19 protein-coding genes and 1 riboswitch are annotated in these 23,956 nt (G+C 70.8%); of the genes, 15 read left to right on the plus strand and 4 right to left on the minus strand.

The features are described 5' to 3' along the window. Genes E8D38_RS19620 through rsmA form a run of 3 tightly spaced genes read left to right on the plus strand, consistent with a single transcriptional unit; the run spans position 1 to position 4,522 of the window. Complete coding sequence (locus E8D38_RS19620) at positions 1–2,346, plus strand: LPS-assembly protein LptD (protein WP_246099573.1); 2,346 nt, start codon at positions 1–3, stop codon at positions 2,344–2,346. Between the two features lie 39 nt (positions 2,347–2,385). Next, entirely contained in the window at positions 2,386–3,732 is a 1,347-nt protein-coding gene (locus E8D38_RS19625; protein WP_140634652.1) for a peptidylprolyl isomerase, read from the plus strand. Positions 3,733–3,754: 22 nt separating this feature from the next. Next, entirely contained in the window at positions 3,755–4,522 is a 768-nt protein-coding gene (rsmA, locus tag E8D38_RS19630) for a 16S rRNA (adenine(1518)-N(6)/adenine(1519)-N(6))-dimethyltransferase RsmA (protein WP_140634654.1), read from the plus strand. Positions 4,523–4,760: 238 nt separating this feature from the next. On the opposite strand, the gene E8D38_RS19635 is transcribed toward rsmA, so the two are convergent. From E8D38_RS19635 to E8D38_RS19645, 3 genes are all read right to left on the minus strand, one after another. Continuing rightward, positions 4,761–5,156 (minus strand): barstar family protein, encoded by a 396-nt coding sequence (locus tag E8D38_RS19635; protein WP_140634656.1) that lies wholly within the window; start codon positions 5,154–5,156, stop codon positions 4,761–4,763. Positions 5,157–5,193: 37 nt separating this feature from the next. Continuing rightward, the gene (locus E8D38_RS19640; RefSeq protein WP_425462798.1) at positions 5,194–5,529 is read right to left on the minus strand and encodes a guanyl-specific ribonuclease; all 336 of its coding nucleotides are present in this window, start codon (positions 5,527–5,529) and stop codon (positions 5,194–5,196) included. Between the two features lie 336 nt (positions 5,530–5,865). After that, positions 5,866–8,163, minus strand: coding sequence for an NADP-dependent malic enzyme (locus tag E8D38_RS19645; protein ID WP_140634658.1), 2,298 nt, complete (start codon positions 8,161–8,163; stop codon positions 5,866–5,868). Positions 8,164–8,480: 317 nt separating this feature from the next. Here E8D38_RS19645 and E8D38_RS19650 point away from each other — a divergent pair, with 317 nt between their 5' ends. Together E8D38_RS19650 and E8D38_RS19655 are read left to right on the plus strand one after the other, a co-directional pair. Next, complete coding sequence (locus E8D38_RS19650; RefSeq protein WP_425462799.1) at positions 8,481–10,592, plus strand: sensor histidine kinase; 2,112 nt, start codon at positions 8,481–8,483, stop codon at positions 10,590–10,592. Between the two features lie 11 nt (positions 10,593–10,603). Next, positions 10,604–11,269: a response regulator transcription factor gene (locus tag E8D38_RS19655; RefSeq protein WP_140634662.1), complete on the plus strand. Its 666-nt coding sequence runs from the start codon at positions 10,604–10,606 to the stop codon at positions 11,267–11,269. On the opposite strand, the gene E8D38_RS19660 is transcribed toward E8D38_RS19655, so the two are convergent. Next, positions 11,266–12,144, minus strand: coding sequence for a MipA/OmpV family protein (locus tag E8D38_RS19660; RefSeq protein ID WP_140634664.1), 879 nt, complete (start codon positions 12,142–12,144; stop codon positions 11,266–11,268). The two genes, E8D38_RS19655 and E8D38_RS19660, sit on opposite strands and share 4 nt — an antisense overlap. A gap of 81 nt (positions 12,145–12,225) precedes the next feature. On the opposite strand from E8D38_RS19660, the gene thiL reads away from it, so the two are divergent. The 10 genes from thiL (at position 12,226) to thiD (ending at position 23,909) form a co-directional block, all read left to right on the plus strand. Then, entirely contained in the window at positions 12,226–13,206 is a 981-nt protein-coding gene (thiL, locus tag E8D38_RS19665; RefSeq protein WP_140634666.1) for a thiamine-phosphate kinase, read from the plus strand. 25 nt (positions 13,207–13,231) lie between these two features. Continuing rightward, positions 13,232–13,801: a phosphatidylglycerophosphatase A family protein gene (locus E8D38_RS19670; protein ID WP_140634714.1), complete on the plus strand. Its 570-nt coding sequence runs from the start codon at positions 13,232–13,234 to the stop codon at positions 13,799–13,801. Between the two features lie 13 nt (positions 13,802–13,814). Further along, the gene (locus E8D38_RS19675) at positions 13,815–14,315 is read left to right on the plus strand and encodes a CinA family protein (protein ID WP_140634668.1); all 501 of its coding nucleotides are present in this window, start codon (positions 13,815–13,817) and stop codon (positions 14,313–14,315) included. Next, a complete protein-coding gene (locus E8D38_RS19680) occupies positions 14,312–15,247 on the plus strand; it encodes a 2-hydroxyacid dehydrogenase (protein WP_140634670.1) in 936 nt (311 codons plus the stop codon). The genes E8D38_RS19675 and E8D38_RS19680 overlap by 4 nt, the downstream gene beginning before the upstream one ends. Positions 15,248–15,311: 64 nt before the next feature. Further along, on the plus strand, positions 15,312–18,053 hold the full coding sequence (locus tag E8D38_RS19685) for an ATP-binding protein (protein ID WP_181179273.1): 2,742 nt from the start codon (positions 15,312–15,314) through the stop codon (positions 18,051–18,053). Between the two features lie 57 nt (positions 18,054–18,110). Continuing rightward, positions 18,111–18,208: riboswitch (TPP riboswitch) on the plus strand. A gap of 110 nt (positions 18,209–18,318) precedes the next feature. Next, positions 18,319–20,190, plus strand: a complete 1,872-nt coding sequence (gene thiC, locus E8D38_RS19690; protein ID WP_140634674.1) for a phosphomethylpyrimidine synthase ThiC — start codon at positions 18,319–18,321, stop codon at positions 20,188–20,190. A gap of 51 nt (positions 20,191–20,241) precedes the next feature. Next, positions 20,242–21,357, plus strand: coding sequence for an FAD-dependent oxidoreductase (locus E8D38_RS19695; protein ID WP_181179275.1), 1,116 nt, complete (start codon positions 20,242–20,244; stop codon positions 21,355–21,357). Further along, on the plus strand, positions 21,354–21,584 hold the full coding sequence (gene thiS / locus E8D38_RS19700; RefSeq protein WP_140634677.1) for a sulfur carrier protein ThiS: 231 nt from the start codon (positions 21,354–21,356) through the stop codon (positions 21,582–21,584). Before E8D38_RS19695 ends, thiS begins: the two co-directional genes overlap by 4 nt. A 1-nt stretch (position 21,585) precedes the next feature. After that, entirely contained in the window at positions 21,586–22,365 is a 780-nt protein-coding gene (locus E8D38_RS19705) for a thiazole synthase (protein WP_140634679.1), read from the plus strand. Beyond that, the gene (gene thiD, locus E8D38_RS19710; RefSeq protein WP_140634681.1) at positions 22,362–23,909 is read left to right on the plus strand and encodes a bifunctional hydroxymethylpyrimidine kinase/phosphomethylpyrimidine kinase; all 1,548 of its coding nucleotides are present in this window, start codon (positions 22,362–22,364) and stop codon (positions 23,907–23,909) included. Before E8D38_RS19705 ends, thiD begins: the two co-directional genes overlap by 4 nt. Positions 23,910–23,956: the final 47 nt, after the last annotated feature.

The following is a 23,956-nucleotide window of genomic DNA, read 5'->3' on the forward strand; positions in this document are numbered from 1 at the left end:
TTGTATCGCAAGGTCCTGCCTTTGGCCGTGGCAGCGGCACTGGCCGAGTGGCCCGGCGTCGTTCTTGCGCAGCCGGCTGCCGCGCTCACCCCGGCCGGCGCCGCCTCGGCACCGCAGGACGACCGTGACCTGCCGGTGCAGTTCGAGGCCGACAAGCTGAGCGGGCGGCCCGACCTGGAAACCGTGCTCGAAGGCAAGGTGAAGATCCAGCGCGGCGGCCTGCAGATCAACGCCGACCGGGTCGAGTACGTCGTGCCGCAGGACCTCGCGCGCGCCACCGGCAACGTGCGCATCTCGCGCGACGGCAACGTCTACAGCGGCCCGGAGCTGCAGCTCAAGCTGCAGCGCTACGAAGGCTACTTCCAGAACCCGAGCTACTACTTCGTCGCCACCCAGGCCGGGGGCGAAGCACAGCGCATCGACTTCCTCGACAGCCACCGCTCGATCGCCTACGGCGCCAGCTACACCAGCTGCCCGGTCGACGACGACGGCACGCCGGCCTGGGTGCTGACCACCGGCCGGGTGAAGCTGGACCTCGAGGCCAACGAAGGCATCGCCGAGGGAGCGGTGATCCGCTTCTACGGCGTGCCCATCCTCGGCGCGCCGGTGCTGAGCTTCCCGCTCACCGAAGAGCGCAAGTCCGGCTGGCTGCCGCCCATCATCAGCCTCGACAGCAAGAGCGGGCTCGAGTTCGGCGTGCCGTACTACTGGAACATCGCGCCCAACCGCGATGCCACGCTCACGCCGGTGGTCTTCAGCCGCCGCGGCGTGGGGCTGGACAGCGAGTTCCGCTACCTGCAGCCGCGCTGGAAGGGGCAGCTCGACCTGAGCCTGCTGCCCAACGACCGGGTGGCTGACCGCAATCGCTGGGCCGGCCTTTGGAAGCAGGACGGCGAACTGCCGAACGATGCGCACTACGACTGGGACTGGCGCCGGGTCTCCGACGACAGCTACTGGAAGGATTTCGCCGGCCGCATGCCCAGCCTGATGCCGCGCCTGCTGGGGTCCAACGCGCAGGTGCAGCGCCACTGGCAGCACGACTTCGGCGACACCACCGCCTACGCGGCCGTGCGGCACTGGCAGGTGCTGCAGGACGCCGACCCGGCCAGCCTGATCGACCCGCCCTACCGGCGTGAGCCGCAGATCGGCCTGCGCCAGCGCGGCGAGGCGGCCGGCTGGCAATGGAACTGGCAGACCGAGTTCAACCGCTTCACCCACGAGGACCCGACCCGCCAGCACGGCGACCGCATGCACCTGCTGGCCTCGGTGGCGCGTCCGCTGGGTGAGCGCGGCTGGACGCTCACTCCCAAGCTGAGCCTCAACGCGGCCAGCTACCAGGTGGCGCAGCCCCTGCGGCTGAGCCCTGCCGACACCGAGGGCCGTCGCCAGGCGTCGCGGGTGATTCCCACCGCCAGCCTGGACAGCGGCTGGGTGTTCGAGCGGCCGGCCCGCCTGTTCGACCGCGACGTGACGCAGACCCTGGAGCCGAGGCTGCTGTACGTCAACACGCCGTTCCGGCGGCAGGACCACCTGCCCAACTTCGACAGCGCCGCCAACGACTTCAACATCACCAGCGTCTACACCGAGAACGCCTTCTCCGGCGTCGACCGCGTGTCCGACGCCCACCAGCTCGCCGCCGGCCTCACCACGCGTTTCCTCGACACCGCAACCGGTGCCGAAACGCTCCGGCTGGGCCTGGTGCAGCGCTACCTGTTCCGCGACCAGCGCGTCACCCCGGGCGACGGCGAGCCGTTCACCCGGCGCTTCTCTGACGTGCTGCTGCTCGGCTCGACCTCGCTGGTGCCGAACTGGAACTTCGATGCCACGGTGCAGTACAGCCCCGAGATCGACCGCGCGGTGCGCTCCATCGTCAGCGCTCGTTATTCGCCAGGGCCGTTTCGCACCGTCAGTGCCACCTACCGTTATGCGCGCGACCTGAGCGAGCAGGTCGAACTCGGCTGGCAGTGGCCGATCTACGGACCCGGGCCGTCGGCCCGGCCGCCGCTGCGTTCGCCGCCGCCGAGCAGCGACGAGGCGCCCACGCTGCTGCAGCGCGCGGCTGCTGCCGGCGGTAACACCTGCCAAGGAACCTGGTACAGCGTCGGGCGTGTCAACTACAGCATGAAGGACAGCCGCGTCACCGATTCGCTGGTCGGCTTCGAGTACGACGCAGGCTGCTGGATCGGCCGCGTGGTCGCCACGCGCCTGTCCACCGGCCGCGCCGAAGCCACCACGCGGCTGTCGTTCCAGCTCGAACTGGTCGGCCTGTCGCGGCTGAACCTCGGCTCCAACCCCTTGCAGGTGTTGAAGGACAATGTCCCCGGCTACCAGCTGCTGCGCGAATAGCCCGCGAGCCAGCACCGCGCACTGAGCACCCGTCCCCCAATGACCCACACCACAGCTTCCGTCTTTCGCCGCCCCCTTCTGTCGTTGCAGCGCCTGTTGCTGGCCGGCCTGGTGGCCGCGAGCGCCGCGCCGGCGCTGGCCCAGCAGCCGTCCGGCAATGCGCCCCGCACGGTCGACTACATCGTGGCCATCGTCAACCGGGAGCTGGTCACCAACGCCGAAGTGCAGCAGCGGCTCGCGCGCATCCAGCAGGAAGCCACACGTGCCGGCCAGCGCCTGCCCCCTCGCGACGAACTGCGCCGCCAGGTGGTCGACGCGCTGATCGACGAACGTGCGCAGCTCACCTATGCGCGCGAGAACGGCGTGCGGGTCGATGAAGCCGAGCTGGACCGTGCGGTCGCCAGCGTGGCCGCCAACAACAAGGTGTCGGTGACGGAGCTGGCCGAGCGCCTGCGCAAGGACGGCATCGACATCACCCGGTTTCGCCAGACGCTGCGCGACCAGCTGATGCTCGAGCGCATCCGCGACCGCGAGGTGCAGGGGCGCATCAAGGCGAGCGATGCCGAGATCGACGCCTGGCTCGACAAGCAGCGCAGCAGCGCGGCCTCGGCCGCCGAATACAACATCGCCCAGATCCTGATCGCCGTGCCCGAGAGCGCCAGCATTGCGCAAGCCACGCAGGCCAGGGAGCGGGCCGAACAGGCGCTCCAGCGGGCCCAGGGCGGCGAGGCATTCGACGCGCTGGTACGCGAGCTGTCGAACGGCTCCAAGGAGCAGGGCGGCCAGCTCGGCCTGCGGCCCGCCGACCGCCTGCCCGACCTGTTCGTCAACGCCGTGCGCTCGCTCAACGCCGGCGACGTGGTGCCGCAGGTGTTGCGCTCGGGCGCCGGCTTCCACGTGCTCAAGCTGGTGGAGAAGCGGGCCAACGACGGCCTCACCATCGTCCAGACCCGCACCCGCCACATCCTGCTGCGGCCCTCGCCGCAAGTCAGCCAGGAACAGGCCATCCAGCGCCTGGCCGACTTCAAGCGGCAGATCATCGAAGGCCGGGCGAGCTTCCCGCAGCTGGCGCGAGAGAACTCGGACGACGGCAGTGCCGCACAGGGCGGTGACCTGGGCTGGGTGTCGCCGGGCCAGTTCGTGCCCGAGTACGAAGAGGCGATGAACCGCCTGCAGCCGGGACAGATCGCCGACCCGGTGGTGTCGCGGTTCGGCGTCCACCTGATCCAGCTGATGGACCGGCGCTCGGTCACCCTCGATCCGAAGCAGCAACGCGACGTGGCACGCAACGCGATCCGCGAGCAGAAGTCCGAGGAGGCCTACAACGAGTGGGCCCGCGACATCCGCGCCCGCGCCTATGTCGAGATGCGGGAGCCGCCGCAGTGAACCTGCAGGGGGCGCAGCACTCGTGAAGCACCAGGCCCGCAAGCGGTTCGGCCAGCACTTCCTGTCCGACAGCGCGGTGATCGACGCGATCGTGCGTGCGATCGACCCGCGACCGGGACAGGCGCTGGTCGAGATCGGCCCGGGGCTCGGCGCAATGACCGATCCGCTGGTGGCACGCTGCGAGCGCCTCACGGTGGTGGAGCTCGACCGCGATCTCGCCGCGCGCTTGCGCAAGCGGCCCGAGCTGAACGTCGTCGAGGCCGATGTGCTGACGGTGGACTTCGCCGCGCTCGCACAGCAGTCCGGCCAGAAGCTGCGTGTGGTGGGCAACCTGCCTTACAACATTTCCACGCCCATCCTGTTCCACCTGCTCGAACAGGTGGAGCAGGTGATCGACCAGCACTTCATGCTGCAGAAGGAAGTGGTGGACCGCATGGCGGCCGCACCCGGCGGCAAGGACTACGGGCGCCTGTCGGTGATGCTGCAGTGGCGCTACGACATCGAGTCGCTGATCGACGTGCCGCCCGAAGCCTTCGACCCGCCGCCCCGGGTGGACTCGGCCGTCGTGCGGATGCTGCCGCTGCCGGCGGTCGTGGCGGTCGACCCCGCACTGCTGGGCGAGCTGGTGACGAGCGCCTTTTCACAACGGCGCAAGCTGCTGCGCCACAGCCTCGGCCGATGGCTCGAGGCCCGCGGCTACGGCGGCCGCTTCGACCTGCAGCGGCGCGCCGAGGAAGTGCCGGTGGCCGAGTTCGTCGCGTTGGCCACCGAACTCGCAACTGCAGCCTGAAAGCAAAACAGGCGACCTGCCGGTCGCCTGTTCGTGGTGCGCGTTGCCCGAGGCAGACGCCGTCAGGCGGCTGCCAGCCACATGGCGGTGTCGAACGCGCTGCTCATCAGCGGCATGTTGGCGCCGAAGCTCGGCGCTTGCGGCTTGGCGTTCTTGGAGGTTTTTGCCGGAGCCACCGGTTCTTCGTTCTGGGCCGTTTCCGTCGCCCGTTCCCACTGGCCATTGTCCTGGGAACGGGCTACTGAAAAGAATAGAAACACCTGAACGGTATTCGCCTCTCAGCCCAGAAGTCGGCCGCGTCGCGGAACACGTCGAGCAGCTGCTCGCGTGCTTCGCGGTCGAATTTGGCGTTGTCGGGCAGCTGCTCGAGCACGACCACGAAGCCCGGCTGGCTGCCGGCCTTGTTGACGAGGTCGGTCATGCAGTCGTACAGCGCATCGAGGTTCTTGCCGAAGTGCTGCGGAAACAGGAAGGCCTCGGCGATGGACTCCATCACCTCCTGCTTGGACTGGGCGTTGCCCAGGTTGGCGTAGAGGAAGTGTTGGCCGGTGTCCTGGGCGGCCTGCGCCAGGTCTTCCACGCGAAAGGCGCGGATGGCCTGGACGATGTTCGGACGGACTGTCTGCAACAGCATGATGGTCACGATCCTCCTGGTTCAAAGCTCCGACCACTCAGGGCGCGATGCGGAGGAAACTCGCGTAGTGGTCCTGGGTGTAGTAACAAGCTTCAGGGGCTCGGGGTTGCTCCCCACCACAGACGATGCGCCGGGCACCCCGGTTCCTGGCCCCCGGCGTCTTGACCGTGTACTCGCGGTAGTAACCGCGACGGTTCCGTGGGAGCAGGCGTTCGCGGTTGCCGAACACGGACCCGTCCTTTGCGTGAGGGAACGGACCGCCGGCATGGATCAACCGATGTGTCGCCTGCGCTTCGGGGGGCAGTGTCTGCAGCGAAACCGTCGTGTCCGTTGTCTGGGCAGCTTCCTTGGCCGAAGCGCCGACCGGCGCCAGTGCCAGGCTTCCCGCCAGGGCGACGAGTCCTCCGAACGACCGGAGTGACTGCCACGACGGTGGCCGACCAAAGAACAGCACGGGGTTTTCCCTGAATCCTGAAGCCCGACATGGTATCGAAATGGGGCGGGAAGCTCAAGGGTTTGCCACAATTTGCGGCAGCAATGTCGGGCTTTTGCCCCAAGTTTGCGATCGCACACTTCCATCGCATCGAAGGCTCTGCCGGGGCTTGCGTCCCTCCGTCACGGGGCCGCCGTCATCGTGCAATGCAAAACGGGCCGGTGGTCGCCCACCGGCCCGTTTTTGGCGCATCGCCGTGCTTGTTACCGCCCCGTGTCAGCGCGCCGCGTTGGCGTCGGCCACGGTCAGGGCCGTCATGTTGACGATGCGGCGCACGGTGGCCGACGGCGTGAGGATGTGCACCGGCTTTGCTGCGCCCAGCAGCACCGGGCCGATGGCGATGCCGCCGCCGGCGGCCTGCTTCAGCAGGTTGTAGCTGATGTTCGCGGCGTCGATGTTCGGCAGCACCAGCAGATTGGCTTCGCCCGACAGCGTGCTGTTGGGCATGAGCTCGCTGCGGTAGGAAGCGTCGATCGCGGCGTCGCCGTGCATCTCGCCGTCCACCTCGAGCCAGGGAGCCAGGCGCTGCACGAGCGCCAGCGCCTCGCGCATCTTCACGGCCGACGGCTGGTTGCTGGAGCCGAAGTTCGAATGCGACAGCAGGGCCGCCTTCGGGCGCAGGCCGAACCGCTTCATCTCCTCGGCCGCCATCACGGTGATCTCGGCGATCTGCTCGGCGCTCGGGTCGTAGTTGACGTGGGTGTCCACCAGCATGACCTGGCGACCGGGCAGGATCAGCCCGTTCATGCAGGCGTAGGTGTTGACGCCGGCCCGGCGGCCGATGACCTGGTCGATGTAGGGCAGGTGCATCGCGGTGGTGCCCCAGGTGCCGCACAGCATGCCGTCCACCTCGCCCTTGTGCAGCAGCATCGCGCCGATCAGCGTGAGGCGGCGCCGCATCTCGATCTTGGCGAGCTGGGCGGTGACGCCCTTGCGCGCGGTCATGCGGTGGTAGGTCTGCCAGTAGTCGCGGTAGCGCTCGTCGTATTCGGTGTTGACCACCTCGTAGTCGCGGCCGGCCTGCAGCCGCAGGCCGAAGCGTTCGCAGCGCTGGGCGATCACGGCAGGCCGGCCGATGAGCGTCGGGCGGGCCAGGTTCTCGTCGACCACCACCTGCACCGCACGCAGCACGCGCTCCTCTTCGCCTTCGCAGTACGCGACCCGCTTGTTGGCGGCGCGCTTGGCGACGGCAAAGATGGGCTTCATCGTCGTGCCCGAGGCATAGACGAAGGTCTGCAGCTTCTCGCGGTAGGCGTCGAGGTCGGCGATGGGACGCAGCGCCACGCCGGAGTCGGCGGCGGCCTGGGCCACCGCCGGCGCGATCTTGATCATCAGCCGCGGATCGAACGGCTTCGGGATCAGGTATTCGGGCCCGAAGCTCAGCGTCGCGCCGGCATAGGCAGCCGCCACCACTTCGCTCTGCTCGGCCTGCGCCAGCTCGGCGATCGCATGCACCGCGGCGATCTCCATCTCGTCGGTGATCGTGGTGGCGCCCGAGTCGAGCGCGCCGCGGAAGATGTACGGGAAGCACAGGACGTTGTTGACCTGGTTCGGGTAGTCGGTGCGACCGGTGGCCATGATGGCGTCGTCGCGCACCGTCTTCACTTCTTCGGGCGTGATCTCCGGGTTGGGATTGGCCAGCGCCAGGATCAGCGGGTTCTTGGCCATCCTGGCGACCATGTCCTTCTTGAGCACGCCGGCAGCGGACAGGCCCAGGAAGATGTCCGCACCTTCGATCACCTCGGCCAGGGTGCGCAGCGAGGTCTCCTGCGCGAACTCCGCCTTGTCGGGATCCATCAGCTCTGTGCGGCCCTTGTAGACCACGCCGGCGAGGTCGGTTGCCCAGATGTTCTCGCGCGGGATGCCGAGCTTCACCAGCAGGTTCAGGCAGGCCAGCGCCGCGGCGCCCGCGCCGGAGGTGACCAGCTTGACCTTCTTCAGGTCCTTGCCCACCACCTTGAGGCCGTTGATGATGGCCGAGCCGACGACGATGGCCGTGCCGTGCTGGTCGTCGTGGAAGACCGGGATCTTCATGCGCTCGCGCAGCTTGCGCTCCACGTAGAAGCAGTCCGGCGCCTTGATGTCCTCGAGGTTGATGCCGCCGAAGGTGGGCTCGAGCGCGGCGATGATGTCCACCAGCTTGTCGAGGTTGTCCTTCTCGTTGACCTCGATGTCGAACACGTCGATGCCGGCGAACTTCTTGAACAGCACGCCCTTGCCTTCCATCACCGGCTTCGAGGCCAGCGGGCCGATGTCGCCCAGGCCGAGCACCGCGGTGCCGTTGGTCACCACCGCGACGAGGTTGCCGCGCGAGGTGTAGCGGAAGGCGTTCGCCGGGTCGGCCACGATCTCTTCGCAGGCCGCCGCCACGCCGGGCGAGTAGGCCAGGGCCAGGTCGCGCTGGTTGATGAGCTGCTTGGTCGGCGCGATGGCCACCTTGCCGGGCGTGGGGAACTCGTGATATTCGAGGGCGGCACGGCGCAGTTCTGCGCGTTTTTCTTCAGGAGTGGGCATCGCAAATGTCTCGTGTCTGTTGTGGGCCGCGCTCTACTTGGCGCCGGCAGGAGCCGCCCCGTCAAGCGGGGAGAACCATTGTAGGAAGGCGCCCGGGCGCCAGGACAGCTCATTGACAGCCGTTTCGGCATCACGCCATGCATGGCCGGCACACCCGGTCGGCGCGCTCCCCCTGCTGGGCCGGACCGCAGTGTTTCGCAAGCCGGCCTGGCCAGCCATGCGCGAAATTGCGTATCTGTTTTGTGCAGCGGTCCGCAATACTGGCTCCAGGGCGTGACGCACGCCGCGCGAGCACCGCCTTGTCCACCGAGCCCCTGTTGCCCCCTCCACCGCCCCCCGCCCCCCCGGCGGAGCCGCGGCCGGCCGCGGTGCGCTGGCGTCGCTGGCGGCGCACCTGGCCATGGGTGCTGCTGGTGGCGCTGCTGCTGGTCGCCCAGGTCCTGCTGCTGTGGCTGACGGCCAACTACGAACAGACCCGAGCCCAGGAAGAGGTCGAACTGGTGGCGGCCAATGCGGCTGCCGACGTGCGCCAGGCGCTGGCCGGCGACGTGCAGAGCCTGCAGGCGCTGCTGTGGAACGACCCCTCGCTGCCGCAGTGGCGCGAAGACGCCTCCACGCTGATGCGCAACCGCCGCGAACTCATGCGGCTGGAGCGGCGCGACATGCGCTTCGCGATCCAGGAGGCGGTCGATTCGCCCTACCACCCGCCGCTGTTCTCGACGATCTCGCGCGAGGACCTCGACCTCGAAGCCGAGGTCGCCTGCACCGGCGCGCGGCGCCTGGCGGGGCCGACGTTCTCGCGCAGCTACTTCGTGCCGCTGCCGGGCGGGCTGGGCATGGAAGTCACCGACGTGTGCCTGCCTGTGCTGCACAACGGCGCCCCGGGCGGCACCATGATCGCGACCATCTCGCTCGGCGTGGCGCTCGAGCACATGACCAACCCCAGCTTCACCCGCACGCACGAGATCTCGTTCGTCGAGGGCGACGGCACCCGGCTCGCGCGAGCCGGGCTGCCGCGCGGGGCGGGCGTGTACGTGGCCGAGCGCCTGGTCGACCTGCCCGGCCTCACGCTGGCGCTTCGGGTCGACAGCGCCACCGGCGGCCCTCGGCTCATTCCCAACCTCGCCACCGCGCTGGTGCTCGGCCTGTCGCTGGCGCTGTCGGGACTGGTGTGGCTGCTGGTGCGCGACGTGCGCAAGCGCGCCGCCGCCGAACGCCGGCTGGCCGAGGCACTCGCACTGCGCCGTGCCATGGAAGACTCGCTGGTGGCCGGCCTGCGCGCGCGCGACCTGCAGGGCCGCATCACGTACGTGAACCCGGCGTTCTGCGAGATGGTGGGGTTTTCTTCCAGGGAGCTGCTGGGCAGCACCATCCCGCCCTACTGGCCGCCCGAGATGGTGGATGAATACACCCGCCGCCAGCGGGTGCGCCTGTCGGGCAACGCGCCGCCGCGCGAAGGCTTCGAAACCGTCTTCATGCACCGCAACGGCGAACGGTTCCCGGTGATGATCTACGAGGCGCCGCTGGTGGACGCCGACGGCAGGCAGAGCGGCTGGATGAGCGCTGCGCTCGACATCCGCGCGCAGCGCCGCGCCGAAGAGCTGTCGCGCCAGCAGCAGGAAAAGCTGCAGGCCACCGCGAGGCTGGCCACGGTGGGCGAAATGGCCTCGCTGCTGAGCCACGAACTGAACCAGCCGCTCGCAGCCATCGCGAGCTATGCCACAGGCACGCTGAACCTGATCCCGACCAGCCCAGCGGACGAGACCCTGGCCCTGATCCGGCAGGCCACCGGCCGCATCGCCGAGCAGGCCGAGCGTGCCGGGCGCGTCATCAAGAGCGTGCACAACTTCGTGCGGCGGCGCGAACAGCTGCGCGAGTCGCTGCGAGCCGACCACCTGATCGACGCGGTGCTGCCGCTGGTGCGCCTGCAGGCCCGCAAGAGCGGCACCCGCATCGAGCTCGACCTGCCGCAGCCGGTCCCGCGCGTGACCTGCGACCGCACGATGGTCGAGCAGGTGCTGCTCAACCTCACCCGCAACGCCATCCAGGCGATGGAAGTGGCCACGCCGCTCGAAGACCGGGTGCTGACGCTGCAGGTGCGGGCGGTGGCCGCTTCGGGTCATGAGTCGCGCTGGGTCAGCATTGCGGTGCGCGACCGCGGACCCGGCATTCCGCAGGAGGTGGCACAGCGGCTGTTCACGCCGTTCTTCACCACCAAGTCGGAAGGCATGGGCCTGGGCCTGAGCCTGTGCCGCACCGTGATCGAGCAGCACGGCGGCGCGCTGGTGTTCGAGAGCCTCGCCGGCGCGGGCGGGCAGGTCGCGGGCACCGAGTTTCGGTTTACCCTACCGGCGGCCCTGTCACCGGCCGACGACCCGGCCGGCGCCGCCGCCCCGAGCGCCGCGACCGAAGCTCCACCACCACCTTAGGCCCTGATGCGATGAGCACCTCCGCTTCCCTCGGTCTGCCCACCGTCTACCTCGTCGACGACGAGGACGTCGTGCGCGACGCGCTGGCCTGGCTGCTGCGCTCGCGCCGCCTGCTGTCCGAGGGTTATGCGTCGGCCGAGGCGTTCGAGGCCATGCTCGAGTCGCGCAGCACCGGCCCGGCAGGCGCGCGCCTGTTCAAGCCCAACGCCCCGTGCTGCCTGCTGCTCGACGTGCGCATGCCCGGCATGAGCGGCATCCAGTTCTTCGAGCGGCTCATCGAGCGCAAGCTGGTCGACCTGATGCCGGTGATCTTCCTCACCGGCCACGGCGACGTGCCCACCGCGGTGGCCGCGGTCAAGCGCGGCGCGTTCGACTTCTTCGAGAAGCCGTTCTCCGACAACGCGCTGGTCGACCGGGTCGAGCAGGCACTGGCGCGCAGCGCCGAGGTCCTGCTGGCGCAGCGCCAGCAGGACGCGGTGCGCCAGCGGCTGTCCGAGCTCACCGACCGCGAGCGCGACGTGATGCGCCTGGTCATCGAGGGCCGGCCCAACAAGCTCATCGCCGACGAGCTGAACATCAGCGTGCGCACCGTCGAGGTCCACCGCGCCCGCGTGTTCGAGAAGATGGACGTGCGCTCCGCGGTGGAGCTGGCCAACCTGCTGCGCGGGCTCACCTAGGGCCTCGCGTCCGACGACCCCCAGAAGCTGCGGCTCACACCGAAGCCGACCGCGGTGTTGCTGCGCTGCTTCACCAGCGGGCTGTCCTCGAAGGCCGCGCCCGACAGGCTGTCGGCGCGCACGAAGCCGAACACGCTCCACGGCCCGAAGCTGCGCGAGGCCGACAGCGTGGCTTGCAGCCCTGCGTAGCCGCCGTGCGCTTCGTAGGCCGGCCGGTCGGTGCGCGCGTATTGCGGCGCCACCTCATAGAAGTAGGCATGCCAGCGGCGCGACCCCCACAGCGGCCCGCCCGACACGCCGATGCGCCAGCCCTCGAGCCCGGGCAGCGAGCGCGTGCGCCATTGCAGCCGCGGCCCGAACTGCCAGCCGCGCATGTGCAGGCCGTCGCGGTCGACGTTCATCGCCGCGCGCAACGGCATGCGCAGGCTGAGCTCGCTGTCGCCCGCTTCGCTGCGCCACAGCCAGGCATTGAGCGACGGGCCGAACTCCACCGTCGGATCGAGGTCGGGCATGCCTGCGCGCGCGCGGTTGCCTTCGCTGCGCACCGGCAGGCTGCCGGCGAGGCTCAAGTCGAGCTCGAAGCGGCTGCCCTCGAACAGCTCGGCACGGATGCCCTCGCGCGTGGCCTGCACCCGCGGGCCGCGGTAGAAGAACGCCGGGAACGGCAGCACGCGGTTGCGGCTCTCGTCGGAGCCGCGGTAGTCGGGCAGGCGCATCGCCACCACGCCCAGGCCCAGCGACCAGACGGCCTTGCCGTCGTCGTCGCGGCGCTCGTTCATCGAGTCGACGTCCTGCGCGCGGGCCGGGTTGGTGGCCGCGGCGGCGGCGAGCAGGCTCGAGGCCAGCCACAGGGCGGGTCGTGGGTGTCGGTGCATGTGCAGGGCCCGAAACGGAAGCCCGCCATGGTAGCCGCAGGACAACGCGACACCGCCGGCGATCGCGCCACAATGGCCGCCATGAGTGCTGCATCCCTCGGCGAATTCGAACTGATCGAGCGCTACTTCCGCCGCCCCACCCCCAATGCGGTGATGGGGCCGGGCGACGACTGCGCGCTGCTGGCGCCAAGGCCCGGCATGCAACTGGCGATCTCGTGCGACATGCTGGTCGAGGGCCGGCACTTCCTGTCCACGGTGGCGCCCGAGCGCCTGGGGCACAAGGCCCTGGCGGTCAACCTGAGCGACCTCGCCGCGTGCGGCGCACGGCCGGTGGCCTACACGTTGGCCCTGTCGATGCCGCGCGCCGATGCCGACTGGCTCGAAGGCTTCTCGCGCGGACTGCACGCCCTGGCCGATGCCCACGGCTGCGAGCTCGTGGGCGGCGACACGACCGCCGGCCCGCTCAATGTCTGCATCACCGTGTTCGGCGAAACGCCGGCCGGCGGCGCGCTGCTGCGCAGCGGCGCACGGCCGGGCGACGAGGTCTGGGTGAGCTACCCGGCCGAGGGCGGCGTGGGCGACGCGCGGCTGGCGCTCGAGGTGTTCCGCGGGCGCATTGCGCTCGACGGCGCGGCTTTTGAACAGGTGCGCCGCGCGATGGAGCTGCCGCAGCCGCGCGTGGCGCTGGGCCTCGCGCTGCGCGGCGTGGCCAGCGCGGCGGTGGACGTGTCCGATGGGCTGCTGGGCGACCTGTCCCACCTGCTGCGACGCTCGGGAGTGGGTGCGGCGATCGACGTCGATGCGGTGCCGCGCAGCCCCGTGCTCGCGGCCCAGCCGCTGGCCGTGCAGCGCGAGTGCACGCTGGCCGGCGGCGACGACTACGAACTCGTGTTCACCGCGCCCGCGGCGGCGCACCAGCAGGTGCTCGAAGCCGGCCGGCAGGCAGGTACCGGCGTGGCCTGCATCGGCCGCATCGACGCGCGCCGCGACCTCCAGCTGCTCAGCCATCGCGGCCAGCCGGTGGACAACATCTGGAGCTCGTTTGACCACTTCCGCACCTGAGGAACGCGACGTGAGCGCCACCGCCATGCCCGCGGCACCGATCTACAAGCCGACCGTGCGCTTCATGCTGAAGCACCCGGCGCACCTGCTGGCCCTCGGCTTCGGCAGCGGCCTGAGCCCCAAGGCGCCCGGCACCATCGGCACGCTGTGGGCCTGGCTGAGCTTCGTGGTGCTCGACGTGGCCCTCGGCGACCTGCAATGGGCCCTGCTGCTAGCCGCCGGCCTGCCGGTGGGCTGGTGGGCCTGCACCCGCACCGCGCAGCACATGGCGGTGGCCGACCCCGGCTCCATCGTGTGGGACGAGATCCTCGCGTTCTGGGCCATGCTGCTGCTGGTCACGCCCTCGGGAGCACAGCTCGACGCCGGCTGGAGCGTGGTGCTGCACGAGATGCTGCTGCCGCAGGTCGCCGCCTTCGTGCTGTTCCGCTTCTTCGATGCCGCCAAGCCGGGGCCGGTGGCCTGGGCCGACCGGTTGTTCAAGCGCTCGCGCCGCCCCGGCATCAGCTGGAGCCAGGGTTTCGGCATCCTGTTCGACGACCTGGTCGCGGCGCTGTGCGCGCTGCTGGTCATGGCGCTGTGGCAGCGCCTGGCTTGAGGAGGAAACCCCGATGCTCGACAGCATGAGCGAACTCGAAGCGGAGGTGCTCTCGCTCGCCGACGCGCTGCGCGCGCGCGGCTGGAAGCTCGCCGCCGCCGAAAGCTGCACCGGCGGCCTCATCGCCGCGGCCTGCACCGCCGTGTCCGGCTCGAGCGACTGGTTCGAGCGCGGCTTCGTGACCTACAGCAACGAGGCCAAGACCGAGCTGCTGGGCGTGCCGGCTGCCACCATCGCGGCGCACGGCGCGGTGAGCCGCGCGGTCGTGCTGGCCATGGCCGAAGGCGCGCTGGCCCGCTCGCATGCCGACCTGGCGGTGGCGGTGACCGGCATTGCCGGGCCCACCGGCGGCTCGCCGGACAAGCCGGTGGGCACCGTGTGGCTCGCCATCACCACCAAGGGGCAACCCACCGAGGCCCGGCGGCTTCAGCTGCACGGCGATCGCGCCGCGGTGCGCCGGCAGACGGTCGAGCAGGCCCTGCAGCGCCTGCTCGACGCAGCACGGCCCTCATGACCGCCCTGCTCGCCGCCCGCTTCGACGAACACGAGCAAGAGGCGTGGCTCCGCGCGCTGCGGGCCGAGCTGCCCGGCGAGCGCATCGTGACCACGGCTGCCGAAGGCCCGGCGCCGGACATCGACATCGCCATCGTGGCCAACCCGCCGGCCGGTGCGCTGCAGGGGCTGCCGGGGCTCAGGCTGATCCAGTCGCTGTGGGCGGGCGTCGACAGGCTGCTGGCCGACACGACCGTGCCGCACGGCGTGCCGATCGCCCGCATGGTCGACCCGGCCATGAATGCGGCCATGGCGGAGACCGCGCTGTGGGCGGTGCTCTCGCTGCACCGCGGCTACTTCCGCTATGCAGCGCTGCAGCGCGAGGCACACTGGTCGCCTCATGGGCAGCAGCGGGCCGACGAAGCCACCGTGGCCGTGCTCGGCCTGGGCGAGATGGGCCGCGCCACCGCGCTGCGGCTGGCTGCACAGGGCTACCGGGTGCACGGGTGGAGCACGCGGCCGGCCCGGCTCGAGGGCGTGTCCACCCATGCCGGCGAGGCTTCACTGCAGAACGTGCTCGCCGCGGCCGACATCGTGGTCAACCTGCTGCCGCTCACGCCCCTCACCCGCGACCTGTTCCGGGCCGAAACCTTCGAGCGCATGAAGCCCGCCAGCCGCCTGGTCAACCTCGCGCGCGGCGCGCACGTGGTCGAAGCCGACCTGCTGGCCGCGCTCGACAGCGGCCGGCTGCAGCATGCTGTGCTCGACGTGTTCCGCTCCGAGCCGCTGCCGGCGGAACACCCGTTCTGGCGGCACCCGCGGGTCACCGTGCTGCCGCATGCCGCGGCACAGACCGACCCGCGCAGCGCCGCGCGGGTGGCGGCGGCGAACGTCCGTGCCGCTCGGGCTGGAACGGCCATTGCCCACCTGGTGGATCGCCACCGCGGCTACTGACGCCGGCAGAAGCGGTGTTTGCACCGCTTTGCCCGCCCCGGGCCGACCGATAGACTGCCGCGCCATGCCCGACTTCAGTGCCCAGCCGCTTGCCGGTACCGACGTTGCGGCCTTCACGCTGGCGCTCATCGCCCTCATGCTGGCGGTGATCTGGATCCGTGACCGCGACCCCGGCGTGCCGTGGCTGGTGGCAGCGTTCGGTCTCTATGCGGTGGTAGCGCTGTTCGACGAGCGCCTCATGCCGTCCGGCGCCGAGGCCAACCGGCACTACGTCGTGGCCAGCGCCGCCATCCACGTCTGCCTGGCGCTGGGCCTCACCCGCTACCTGCGCATCGACCGCGCGCGCCGGTGGCCGGTCCTGCTGCTGGCACTGCCCCTGCTGGCACAGGCCGCGGCTGCGTCGCTGGGGCTGCACCTGCAGCGCCCGCTGGCCAGCCTGCCGCTGCTTGGCGTGACGCTCGCCTACTGCGTGATGAGCGCAGTGGCCGCGCGTCGCGAGCCCGGCACCGGCCTGTGGTGGCTGACCGCCAGCCTGGGCACGGTGCCGGCGCTGGCGCTGGCCATGGTGGCCGGCGGCGCCGACCTGGTGGTGATGCGCCACTACGCATGGCCGCTGCTCATCGCCTTCGGCGTGATGCTGCTCATCGTGAGCCTGCTGCGCCGGCGCCAGGCGATCGCGGCATCGCAGCGCCAGGCGCTGCGCATGGCGAGCTTCTACCAGGCCCTGTCACGCACCAGCCAGGCCATCGTGCGGCTGCACGACGTGCCGAGCCTGTATCGCGAGATCTGCCGCATCTGCGTCGAAACCGGCCAGGCCGGCATGGCCTACGTGGGCATGGCCGAAGCCGGGCAGCTGCGCGTGGTGGCGTCGGCCGGCCCCATCGACGACCTGCTGGCGGGCATCCGCATCGACCTCGACCCGGCCTCGCCCTATTCGCAGGGCCCGGCCGCCACCGCCATGCGCGAGGGCAGCCACCAGGTCTGCAACGACCTGCTGGCCGATGCGCGCGTGAGCCCGTGGCGCGACCGCATCCGCCGCACCGGCGTGCGGTGCCAGGCCTCGCTGCCGATCCGCCGCGGCGGCCGGGTCGAGGCGGTGCTCACCGTCTACATGGACCAGCCGCAGTTCTTCGACGCGCAGATCGTGGCGCTGCTCGACGACATGGTGAACGACCTGTCGTTCACCCTCGACCGGTTCGACCTGCAGGCCGCGCATGCCGCCGCGGAGCACGAGGCGAGGCTGGGTTTCGAAAGCTTCCGCCAGGTGTTCGAGGCGGCGCCGGTGGCCGCGACCATCCTGCGGGCCGGCGATCGACGCGTGCTGCGGGTCAATGCCGCCGCCTGCGACTACTACGGCTACCGCGCCGACGAGATGGTGGGCCGCAGCTTCGCCGAACTCGGCATCGGCCTGGCCGAGGCCGACCGGCTGCTCCTGTATGCCCTGGTCGAGCAGCAAGGCTCGGTGCGCGGCTTTCAGGTGCCGCTGCGTTCGCGCCGTGGCGAGTGGCGCGATTTCGTTCTCAACTGGGAACGCATCACCTTCGAGGGCCATGACTGCCTGCTGGCGCTGGGCGTCGACGTCACCGAGGCCCGTGCCGCCGAACGCGCCGAGCAGGCGCGTCTCGCGGCCGAAGCCGCCAGCCGCGCCAAGACCGAGTTCCTTTCCCGCATGAGCCACGAGCTGCGCACGCCGCTGAACGCCATGCTCGGCTTCGCGCAGCTCATGCATGACGACGCCGCCAAGGGGTCCGGCGAAAGGCTGCAGGAGCGCACCTCGCTGGTCCTCGATGCCGGCCGCCACCTGCTCGCGCTGGTGGACGACGTGCTCGACGTGTCCCGCATCGAGGCCGGGCAGCTGCACCTCGACCTGCGACCGGTGTCGCTCGAGGAACAGCTCGACAAGGCGATGGCCCTGTGCGGGCCGCTGGCCTTGCGCCGCGGCGTGCAGCTGCGGGCCGACTATCGAGGTCTGCCCCTGCGTGCGGTGCGTGCCGATGCGCTGCGGCTGCGCCAGGCCCTGCTCAACCTGCTGAGCAACGCGGTCAAGTACAACCGGCCGGGCGGCAGGGTGTGGCTCGCTGCCGCGGTGGAAGGCCCGGACTGGATGCGCATCGACGTCTGCGACGACGGGCCGGGCATCACGCCCGAACAGGCCGAACACCTGTTCGAGCCCTTCAACCGGCTGGGCCGCGAACACGGCCAGGTCGAAGGCACCGGCCTCGGGCTGGTGCTCACGCGCCAGCTGGTCGAGCTGATGCAAGGCCGCCTCGAGATCGACAGCGCCCCGGGCCGCGGCACCCGCGCCAGCGTGCTGCTGCGCCTGGCCGATGAACCCGCCCTGCAGCTCGCCGCGCTGGACGCTGCTCCCGCGAGCCAGGCCGAGCCGGAAGGCGTGGTGCTCTACATCGAGGACAACCCGGTCAACCTGCTGCTGGTGCAGCAGCTGCTCGAGCGCTGGCCCGCGGTGCGCCTGCTGCATGCCGAGAGCGGCGCCGAGGGCATTGCGCTGGCAGGCACCCACCGTCCCGGCCTGGTGCTGCTCGACATGCAGCTGCCCGACATGGACGGCATCGCGGTGCTGCAGACGCTGCAGCGGGATCCTGCGACCCGGGCGCTGCGCATCGTGGTGCTCTCGGCCAGCGCGATGGAAGACGAGGTGCTGCGGGCGCGCGCCCACGGCGCGCGCGACTACTGGACCAAGCCGCTCGACTTCGATGCTTTCCTTGCCGGCGTGCGCGCGCAACTGGCCGGCGACGACAGTACCCACCACCACGGGACGCCCTGGCGGGCCTCGGCCGCCGGCTGAGCGGGCCCGCGCTGCCGCCTCCCGGGTTGCGGTCGGGCACCGGCCGCGTCTACACTTCGCAGCGCTCCGGGGTGCACCTTGTGCTGAGACGGCGAAGCCGAACCCGAGAACTTGATCCGGTTAATACCGGCGGAAGAAGAGCTGAACACCCATCCCGCCCCGGCGCCGCAGTCCATGCGCCGGGGGTGCCTCCCGAAGTGAAAGAGGCACGCGGGGCCGGGGGCTTTCCGGAGCACGCCACCTGTTGCAACGGAAAGGAACCCCGATGAACGCCCCCGAATCCCTGCCCCTGTTCGAAACCCTGCCGCTCACCCGCGAGCCCTTCCCGGCTTCGGCCAAGGTCCATGTGCCCGGCCAGACCCACCCGCAGCTGCGCGTGCCGATGCGCGACGTGACGCTGTCCAACGGCGAGGTGGTGTCGCTGTACGACACCTCGGGCCCCTACACCGACCCGCAGGCCGCCATCGACGTGCGCCGCGGCCTGGCCAGCGTGCGCGGCGCCTGGATCGAGGCGCGCGGCGACACCGAGCCGTACGAAGGCCGCACCCGCCAGGCGCTGGACGACGGCGCGAAGCACGAGGCCCGCGAAGCCGAACGCATCGACACCCTGCGGCGCGAGGCCGCCGCACTGCAGCGCACGCCGCGCCGCGCCAGGGCCGGCGGCCACCACAGCGGCAACGTCACCCAGATGCACTACGCGCGGCGCGGCATCGTGACGCCCGAGATGGAATACGTGGCCATCCGCGAGAACGGCAAGCGCGAATGGATGCGCGAATACCTGGCCGATGCCGAGCGCGAGGCGCGCCTGAAAGGCAACGCGATGGGCGCGCGCATCCCCGAGCTCATCACCCCCGAATTCGTGCGCGACGAGGTGGCCCGCGGGCGCGCCATCATCCCGGCCAACATCAACCATCCTGAAGTGGAGCCGATGGCCATCGGCCGCAACTTCAGGGTCAAGGTCAATGCCAACATCGGCAACTCGGCGGTGACCTCGAGCATCGAGGAAGAGGTGGAAAAGCTGGTGTGGGCGATCCGCTGGGGCGCCGACAACGTGATGGACCTTTCCACCGGCAAGAACATCCACACCACCCGCGACTGGATCATCCGCAACTCGCCGGTGCCCATCGGCACCGTGCCGATCTACCAGGCGCTCGAAAAGGTGGGCGGCGTGGCCGAGGACCTCACCTGGGCCATCTACCGCGACACGCTGATCGAGCAGGCCGAGCAGGGCGTGGACTACTTCACCATCCACGCCGGCGTGCGGCTGCCGTTCATCCATCTCACGGCCAACCGCCGCACCGGCATCGTCTCGCGCGGCGGCTCCATCATGGCCAAGTGGTGCATCGCCCACCACCAGGAAAGCTTCCTGTACACGCACTTCGAAGAGATCTGCGAAATCATGAAGGCCTATGACGTGAGCTTCTCGCTCGGCGACGGCCTGCGCCCCGGCTCCGGTGCCGACGCGAACGACGAGGCCCAGTTCGCCGAGCTGCGCACGCTGGGCGAGCTCACGCAGATCGCGTGGAAGCATGACGTGCAGACCATGATCGAAGGCCCGGGCCACGTGCCGATGCACATGATCCAGGCCAACATGGAAGAGCAGCTCAAGCACTGCCACGAGGCGCCCTTCTACACGCTCGGGCCGCTGACCATCGACATCGCGCCGGGCTACGACCACATCGCCTCGGCGATCGGCGCCGCGATGATCGGCTGGTTCGGCACCGCGATGCTCTGCTACGTGACGCCGAAGGAGCACCTGGGCCTGCCCGACCGCGACGACGTGAAGCAGGGCCTCATCGCCTACAAGATCGCCGCGCATGCGGCCGACGTGGCAAAGGGCCACCCGGGCGCGCGGGCGCACGACGATGCGCTGTCGAAGGCGCGCTTCGAGTTCCGCTGGATGGACCAGTTCAACCTGTCGCTCGACCCGGAGACGGCCAAGGACTTCCACGACGAGACGCTGCCGAAGGACTCGGCCAAGGTGGCCCATTTCTGCTCGATGTGCGGGCCGAAGTTCTGCTCGATGAAGATCACCCAGGAGGTGCGTGAATTCGCGGCCAAGGGCATGGCTGACAAGTCGGCCGAGTTCAAGCAGGGCGGGGGCGAGATCTACATCCCGATCGCGACGAAGGGCTGACGTGAGGCGCCGGTTCATTCGCGTCGCGCTGCGGCGCCGGGGAGCACCGACATGGCCGGCCTGAACCTCGGCATTGCCGGCGCTGGGCTGCTGGGCCGGCTGCTGGCGTGGCGGCTGGCGCGCGAAGGCCACCGCGTCACCGTGTTCGACCCTGCGCCGCATGCCGGGGCGCGGGGCGCCGCGGGCTGGACGGCCGCCGGCATGCTGAGCCCGGTGGCCGAGCTCGAATGCGCCAATGCACAGACCGCCCAACGAGGCCTGCGCTCGATCGAGCTGTGGTCGCAGGTCGTGCCGTGCCTGCCGCAGCCGGTGGACTTCCGCCGCGCAGGCAGCCTGCTGGTGGCGCACCGCAGCGACCTGGGGGCCGCGCAGCGGGTGCTCGACGTGTTCAGCGCGCAGTCGCCCGCCGACACCGCGCCGCCCCGGCGGCTTTCGACGCAGCAGCTGCACGAGCTGGAGCCGGCCGTGCTCGGCCCCGCGGCGGCCTGGCTGCTGCCGCAGGAAGCGCAGATCCACACGGTGCAGGCCATGGACGCGCTGGCCGATGCGGCCGCCCAGCTCGGCGTGGCATGGCGCTGGGGCGAGGCGGTGCGACGCGTCGAGCCGCACCGCCTCGACGACCACACCTTCGACCGGGTGTTCGACGTGCGCGGCCTCGGCGCACGGCCCGAGCTGCCGCTGCGCGGCGAAGGGCATGGATTCACGCCGCAGTTGCGCGGCGAAGGGCATGGATTCACGCCGCAGTTGCGCGGCGTGAGGGGCGAAATCCTCTGGGTGCATGCACCCGGCCTCGTGCTGCGCCGTCCGCTGCGCCTGCTGCACCCGCGGCTGCGCGTCTACCTCGTGCCGCGCCCGGGCGACATCGTGGTGGTCGGCGCGAGCGAGATCGAATCCGAGGACCGCTCGCCGATCTCGGTGCGCACCCTGCTCAACCTGCTGTCGGCCGCGCACAGCGTGCTGCCCGAGCTGGCCGAAGGGCGTGTGGTGCACACCGAGGTCAACCTGCGGCCGGCCCTGCCGGACAACCTGCCCGCCATCGAAACCCAGGCCGGCCTCACCCGCATCAACGGCCTGTTCCGCCACGGCTGGCTGCTGGCGCCCGCGCTGGTGGAAGAGGCGCTGCACGACGCAGGGCTGGGGGCTGGCCTCTGGAAGGAATCCGCATGACAAACGCCATCACACAAGAGGCTGCGTTCACCGTCACGGTGAACGGCACGCCGCACGCGGTGCGCGATGACACCACGCTGGACGCGCTGCTCAAGCGCCTGGGACAGCCCGCGGACGGCGTGGCCACCGCGGTGAACGGCGAGTTCGTGCCGCGTGCGCAACGCGCGGAACGCAGGCTCGGCGCCGGTGATGCGATCACCTGCTTTGCACCCATCGTCGGAGGATGAGATGAGCGAGTTCGTGCTGGCCGACCGGCCGCTGAAAAGCCGCTTCCTGCTCGGCACGGCCGGCTACCCGTCGCCGGCCGTGCTGCGCGACGCCATCGCCGCGTCGGGCAGCGAAGTCGTCACGCTGGGCCTCAGGCGCCAGTTCGCCGGCGGCCAGGGCGACAACGGTTTCATCGAGATGATCCGGGCCAGCGGCGCGCACCTGCTGCCCAACACCGCCGGCTGCCGCAGCGCACGCGAGGCGGTCACGCTGGCCCACATGGCGCGCGAGCTGCTCGCCACCCACTGGGTGAAGCTCGAAGTGGTGGGCGACGAGCACACGCTGCAGCCCGACCCGTTCGAGCTGGTCGACGCCGCCGCGCAGCTGGTGAAGGACGGCTTCGAGGTCTTTCCGTACTGCACCGACGACCTGGTGACCTGCCAGCGCCTGCTCGACGCGGGCTGCCGCATCCTCATGCCCTGGGGCGCGCCCATCGGCTCCGGGCAGGGACTCATCAACCCCTGGGCCCTGCGCACGCTGCGCGCCCGGCTGCCCGGCGTGACGCTGGTCGTCGATGCCGGCATCGGCGCGCCGTCGCATGCGGCCCTGGCGATGGAGCTGGGCTTCGACGCGGTGCTGCTCAACTCGGCCGTGGCGCAATCCGGCGACCCGGTGCGCATGGCCGCCGCATTCGCCTCAGCCATTGCCGGCGGGCGGCTGGGCTACGAAGCGGGGCTCATCGCCGCCCAGGACATGGCGGTGGCCTCCACACCGGTCGGCGGGAGGCCTTTCGAGATATGAACAAGCCCATCGTGTGGAGCATTGCCGGCTCCGACAGCGGCGGCGGCGCAGGCATCCAGGCCGACCTGAAGACCTTCGAGGCGTTCGACGTGCACGGCTGCACCGCGGTCGCCGCGATCACCGCGCAGCATTCGGCGGCGGTCGAGCGCATCGAGGCCGTGTCGCCCGCCATGCTCGACGCCCAGCTGGCCGCGCTGGCGGCCGACATGCCGCCGGCCGCCATCAAGACCGGCCTGCTGGGCAGTGCCGACAACCTGCGTGTGGTGGCGCAATGGGTGGACCGGCTACGGGCCGCGCAGCCCGGTATCCCGCTGGTGGTGGACCCGGTGCTGCGTGCCACCACCGGCGCCACCTTTGCCGACGATGCGGTGCTGCAGGCCTACCGCGACGAGCTGCTGCCCCGCGCCACGCTGGTCACGCCGAACCGCCGGGAAGCCGAGCTGCTGCTGGGCCAGCCCGGCATCGCGACCGAGCGGGCCGCCCAGGCGCTGGTCGAGGCCGGCGCGCGTGCCGCGGTCGTGACCGGCGGCGACGACGGCGGCACGACCGCGGCCGACCATGCACACACGCCGCAGGCCGGCGGCCGGCTCGAGCTGCCGCGCATCGACACGCCGCACCATCACGGCACCGGCTGCGTGTTCGCCTCGTCGGCGGCGGCCGCGCTGGCGCTGGGCTTCGCCGAAGCCGAGGCGGTGGTGCTGGCAAAGATGTGCACCGCTGGCGCCCTGCGCAACGGCTATGCGGCCGGCCGCGGCGCGGGGCCGGTGCGGCCGATGGCCGGCTTTGCCTCCAGGCTCGACCACCTGCCGGCCTGGGGCAGTGCTGCGACTGAAGCGTTCGCGCCGCTGGCGCAGCCCGACCTCCGCCTCTATGCGATCGTCGACAGCGCCGACTGGCTCGAACGCGTGCTGGCCGCCGGCGTGCGCACGGTGCAGCTGCGCATCAAGGACCGCGCCCACCCGGCGCTTTCGCTGGAGATCAGCCGCAGCGTCCAGGCGGCGCGCGCCGCCGGCGCGCAGCTGTTCATCAACGACCACTGGGCGCTGGCCATCGAACACGGCGCCTATGGCGTGCACCTGGGCCAGGAAGACCTGGCCACGGCCGACCTGGGCGCCCTCCGCGCGGCCGGCCTTCGGCTGGGCATCAGCACCCATGCGTACTGGGAGGTGTGCCGGGCCTGGGCGCTGCGGCCCAGCTACATCGCCTGCGGGCCGATCCATGCCACCTTGCTCAAGCGCATGCCGTGGACGCCGCAGGGCGACGACAATCTGGCCCATTGGTGCGCGCTGCTGCAACCAGGCACGCCGGTGGTCGCGATCGGCGGCATGGACGAGCAGCGCACGCAGGAAGCGGCACGCTGCGGCGCGGCCGGCGTGGCGGTGGTGAGTGCCATCACCGGCGCCGCGTCGCCCGAAGCGGCGGTCGCCTCGCTGCAGGCCGCCGTGATGACGGGCCGCAGCCTGCCGGCGCGCGCCGCACCGGCACTGGCGCGGCCCACGCTGCCCCGGCGCCACCACGACGACAACAACGCCCGTTCGGGCTGAGGTATCGAAGCCCGCAGCGACCTGGGGCAGGCCCTTCGATCCCTCGG

This window comes from Methylibium rhizosphaerae, from assembly GCF_006386545.1.
GTDB lineage: Bacteria > Pseudomonadota > Gammaproteobacteria > Burkholderiales > Burkholderiaceae_C > Pseudorivibacter > Pseudorivibacter rhizosphaerae.

Bases quoted from the DNA above. Each gene is read 5' to 3' on its own strand.
- E8D38_RS19685 (WP_181179273.1), top strand. From the start codon at position 15,312: ATGCCCGACTTCAGTGCCCAGCCGCTTGCCGGTACCGACGTTGCGGCC.
- E8D38_RS19655 (WP_140634662.1), top strand. From the start codon at position 10,604: ATGAGCACCTCCGCTTCCCTCGGTCTGCCCACCGTCTACCTCGTCGAC.
- E8D38_RS19680 (WP_140634670.1), top strand. From the start codon at position 14,312: ATGACCGCCCTGCTCGCCGCCCGCTTCGACGAACACGAGCAAGAGGCG.
- E8D38_RS19635 (WP_140634656.1), bottom strand. From the start codon at position 5,156: ATGCTGTTGCAGACAGTCCGTCCGAACATCGTCCAGGCCATCCGCGCC.
- thiD (WP_140634681.1), top strand. From the start codon at position 22,362: ATGAACAAGCCCATCGTGTGGAGCATTGCCGGCTCCGACAGCGGCGGC.
- thiL (WP_140634666.1), top strand. From the start codon at position 12,226: ATGAGTGCTGCATCCCTCGGCGAATTCGAACTGATCGAGCGCTACTTC.
- thiS (WP_140634677.1), top strand. From the start codon at position 21,354: ATGACAAACGCCATCACACAAGAGGCTGCGTTCACCGTCACGGTGAAC.
- E8D38_RS19670 (WP_140634714.1), top strand. From the start codon at position 13,232: ATGCCCGCGGCACCGATCTACAAGCCGACCGTGCGCTTCATGCTGAAG.
- E8D38_RS19675 (WP_140634668.1), top strand. From the start codon at position 13,815: ATGCTCGACAGCATGAGCGAACTCGAAGCGGAGGTGCTCTCGCTCGCC.
- E8D38_RS19705 (WP_140634679.1), top strand. From the start codon at position 21,586: ATGAGCGAGTTCGTGCTGGCCGACCGGCCGCTGAAAAGCCGCTTCCTG.
- E8D38_RS19645 (WP_140634658.1), bottom strand. From the start codon at position 8,163: ATGCCCACTCCTGAAGAAAAACGCGCAGAACTGCGCCGTGCCGCCCTC.
- E8D38_RS19695 (WP_181179275.1), top strand. From the start codon at position 20,242: ATGGCCGGCCTGAACCTCGGCATTGCCGGCGCTGGGCTGCTGGGCCGG.
- E8D38_RS19625 (WP_140634652.1), top strand. From the start codon at position 2,386: ATGACCCACACCACAGCTTCCGTCTTTCGCCGCCCCCTTCTGTCGTTG.
- E8D38_RS19660 (WP_140634664.1), bottom strand. From the start codon at position 12,144: ATGCACCGACACCCACGACCCGCCCTGTGGCTGGCCTCGAGCCTGCTC.
- thiC (WP_140634674.1), top strand. From the start codon at position 18,319: ATGAACGCCCCCGAATCCCTGCCCCTGTTCGAAACCCTGCCGCTCACC.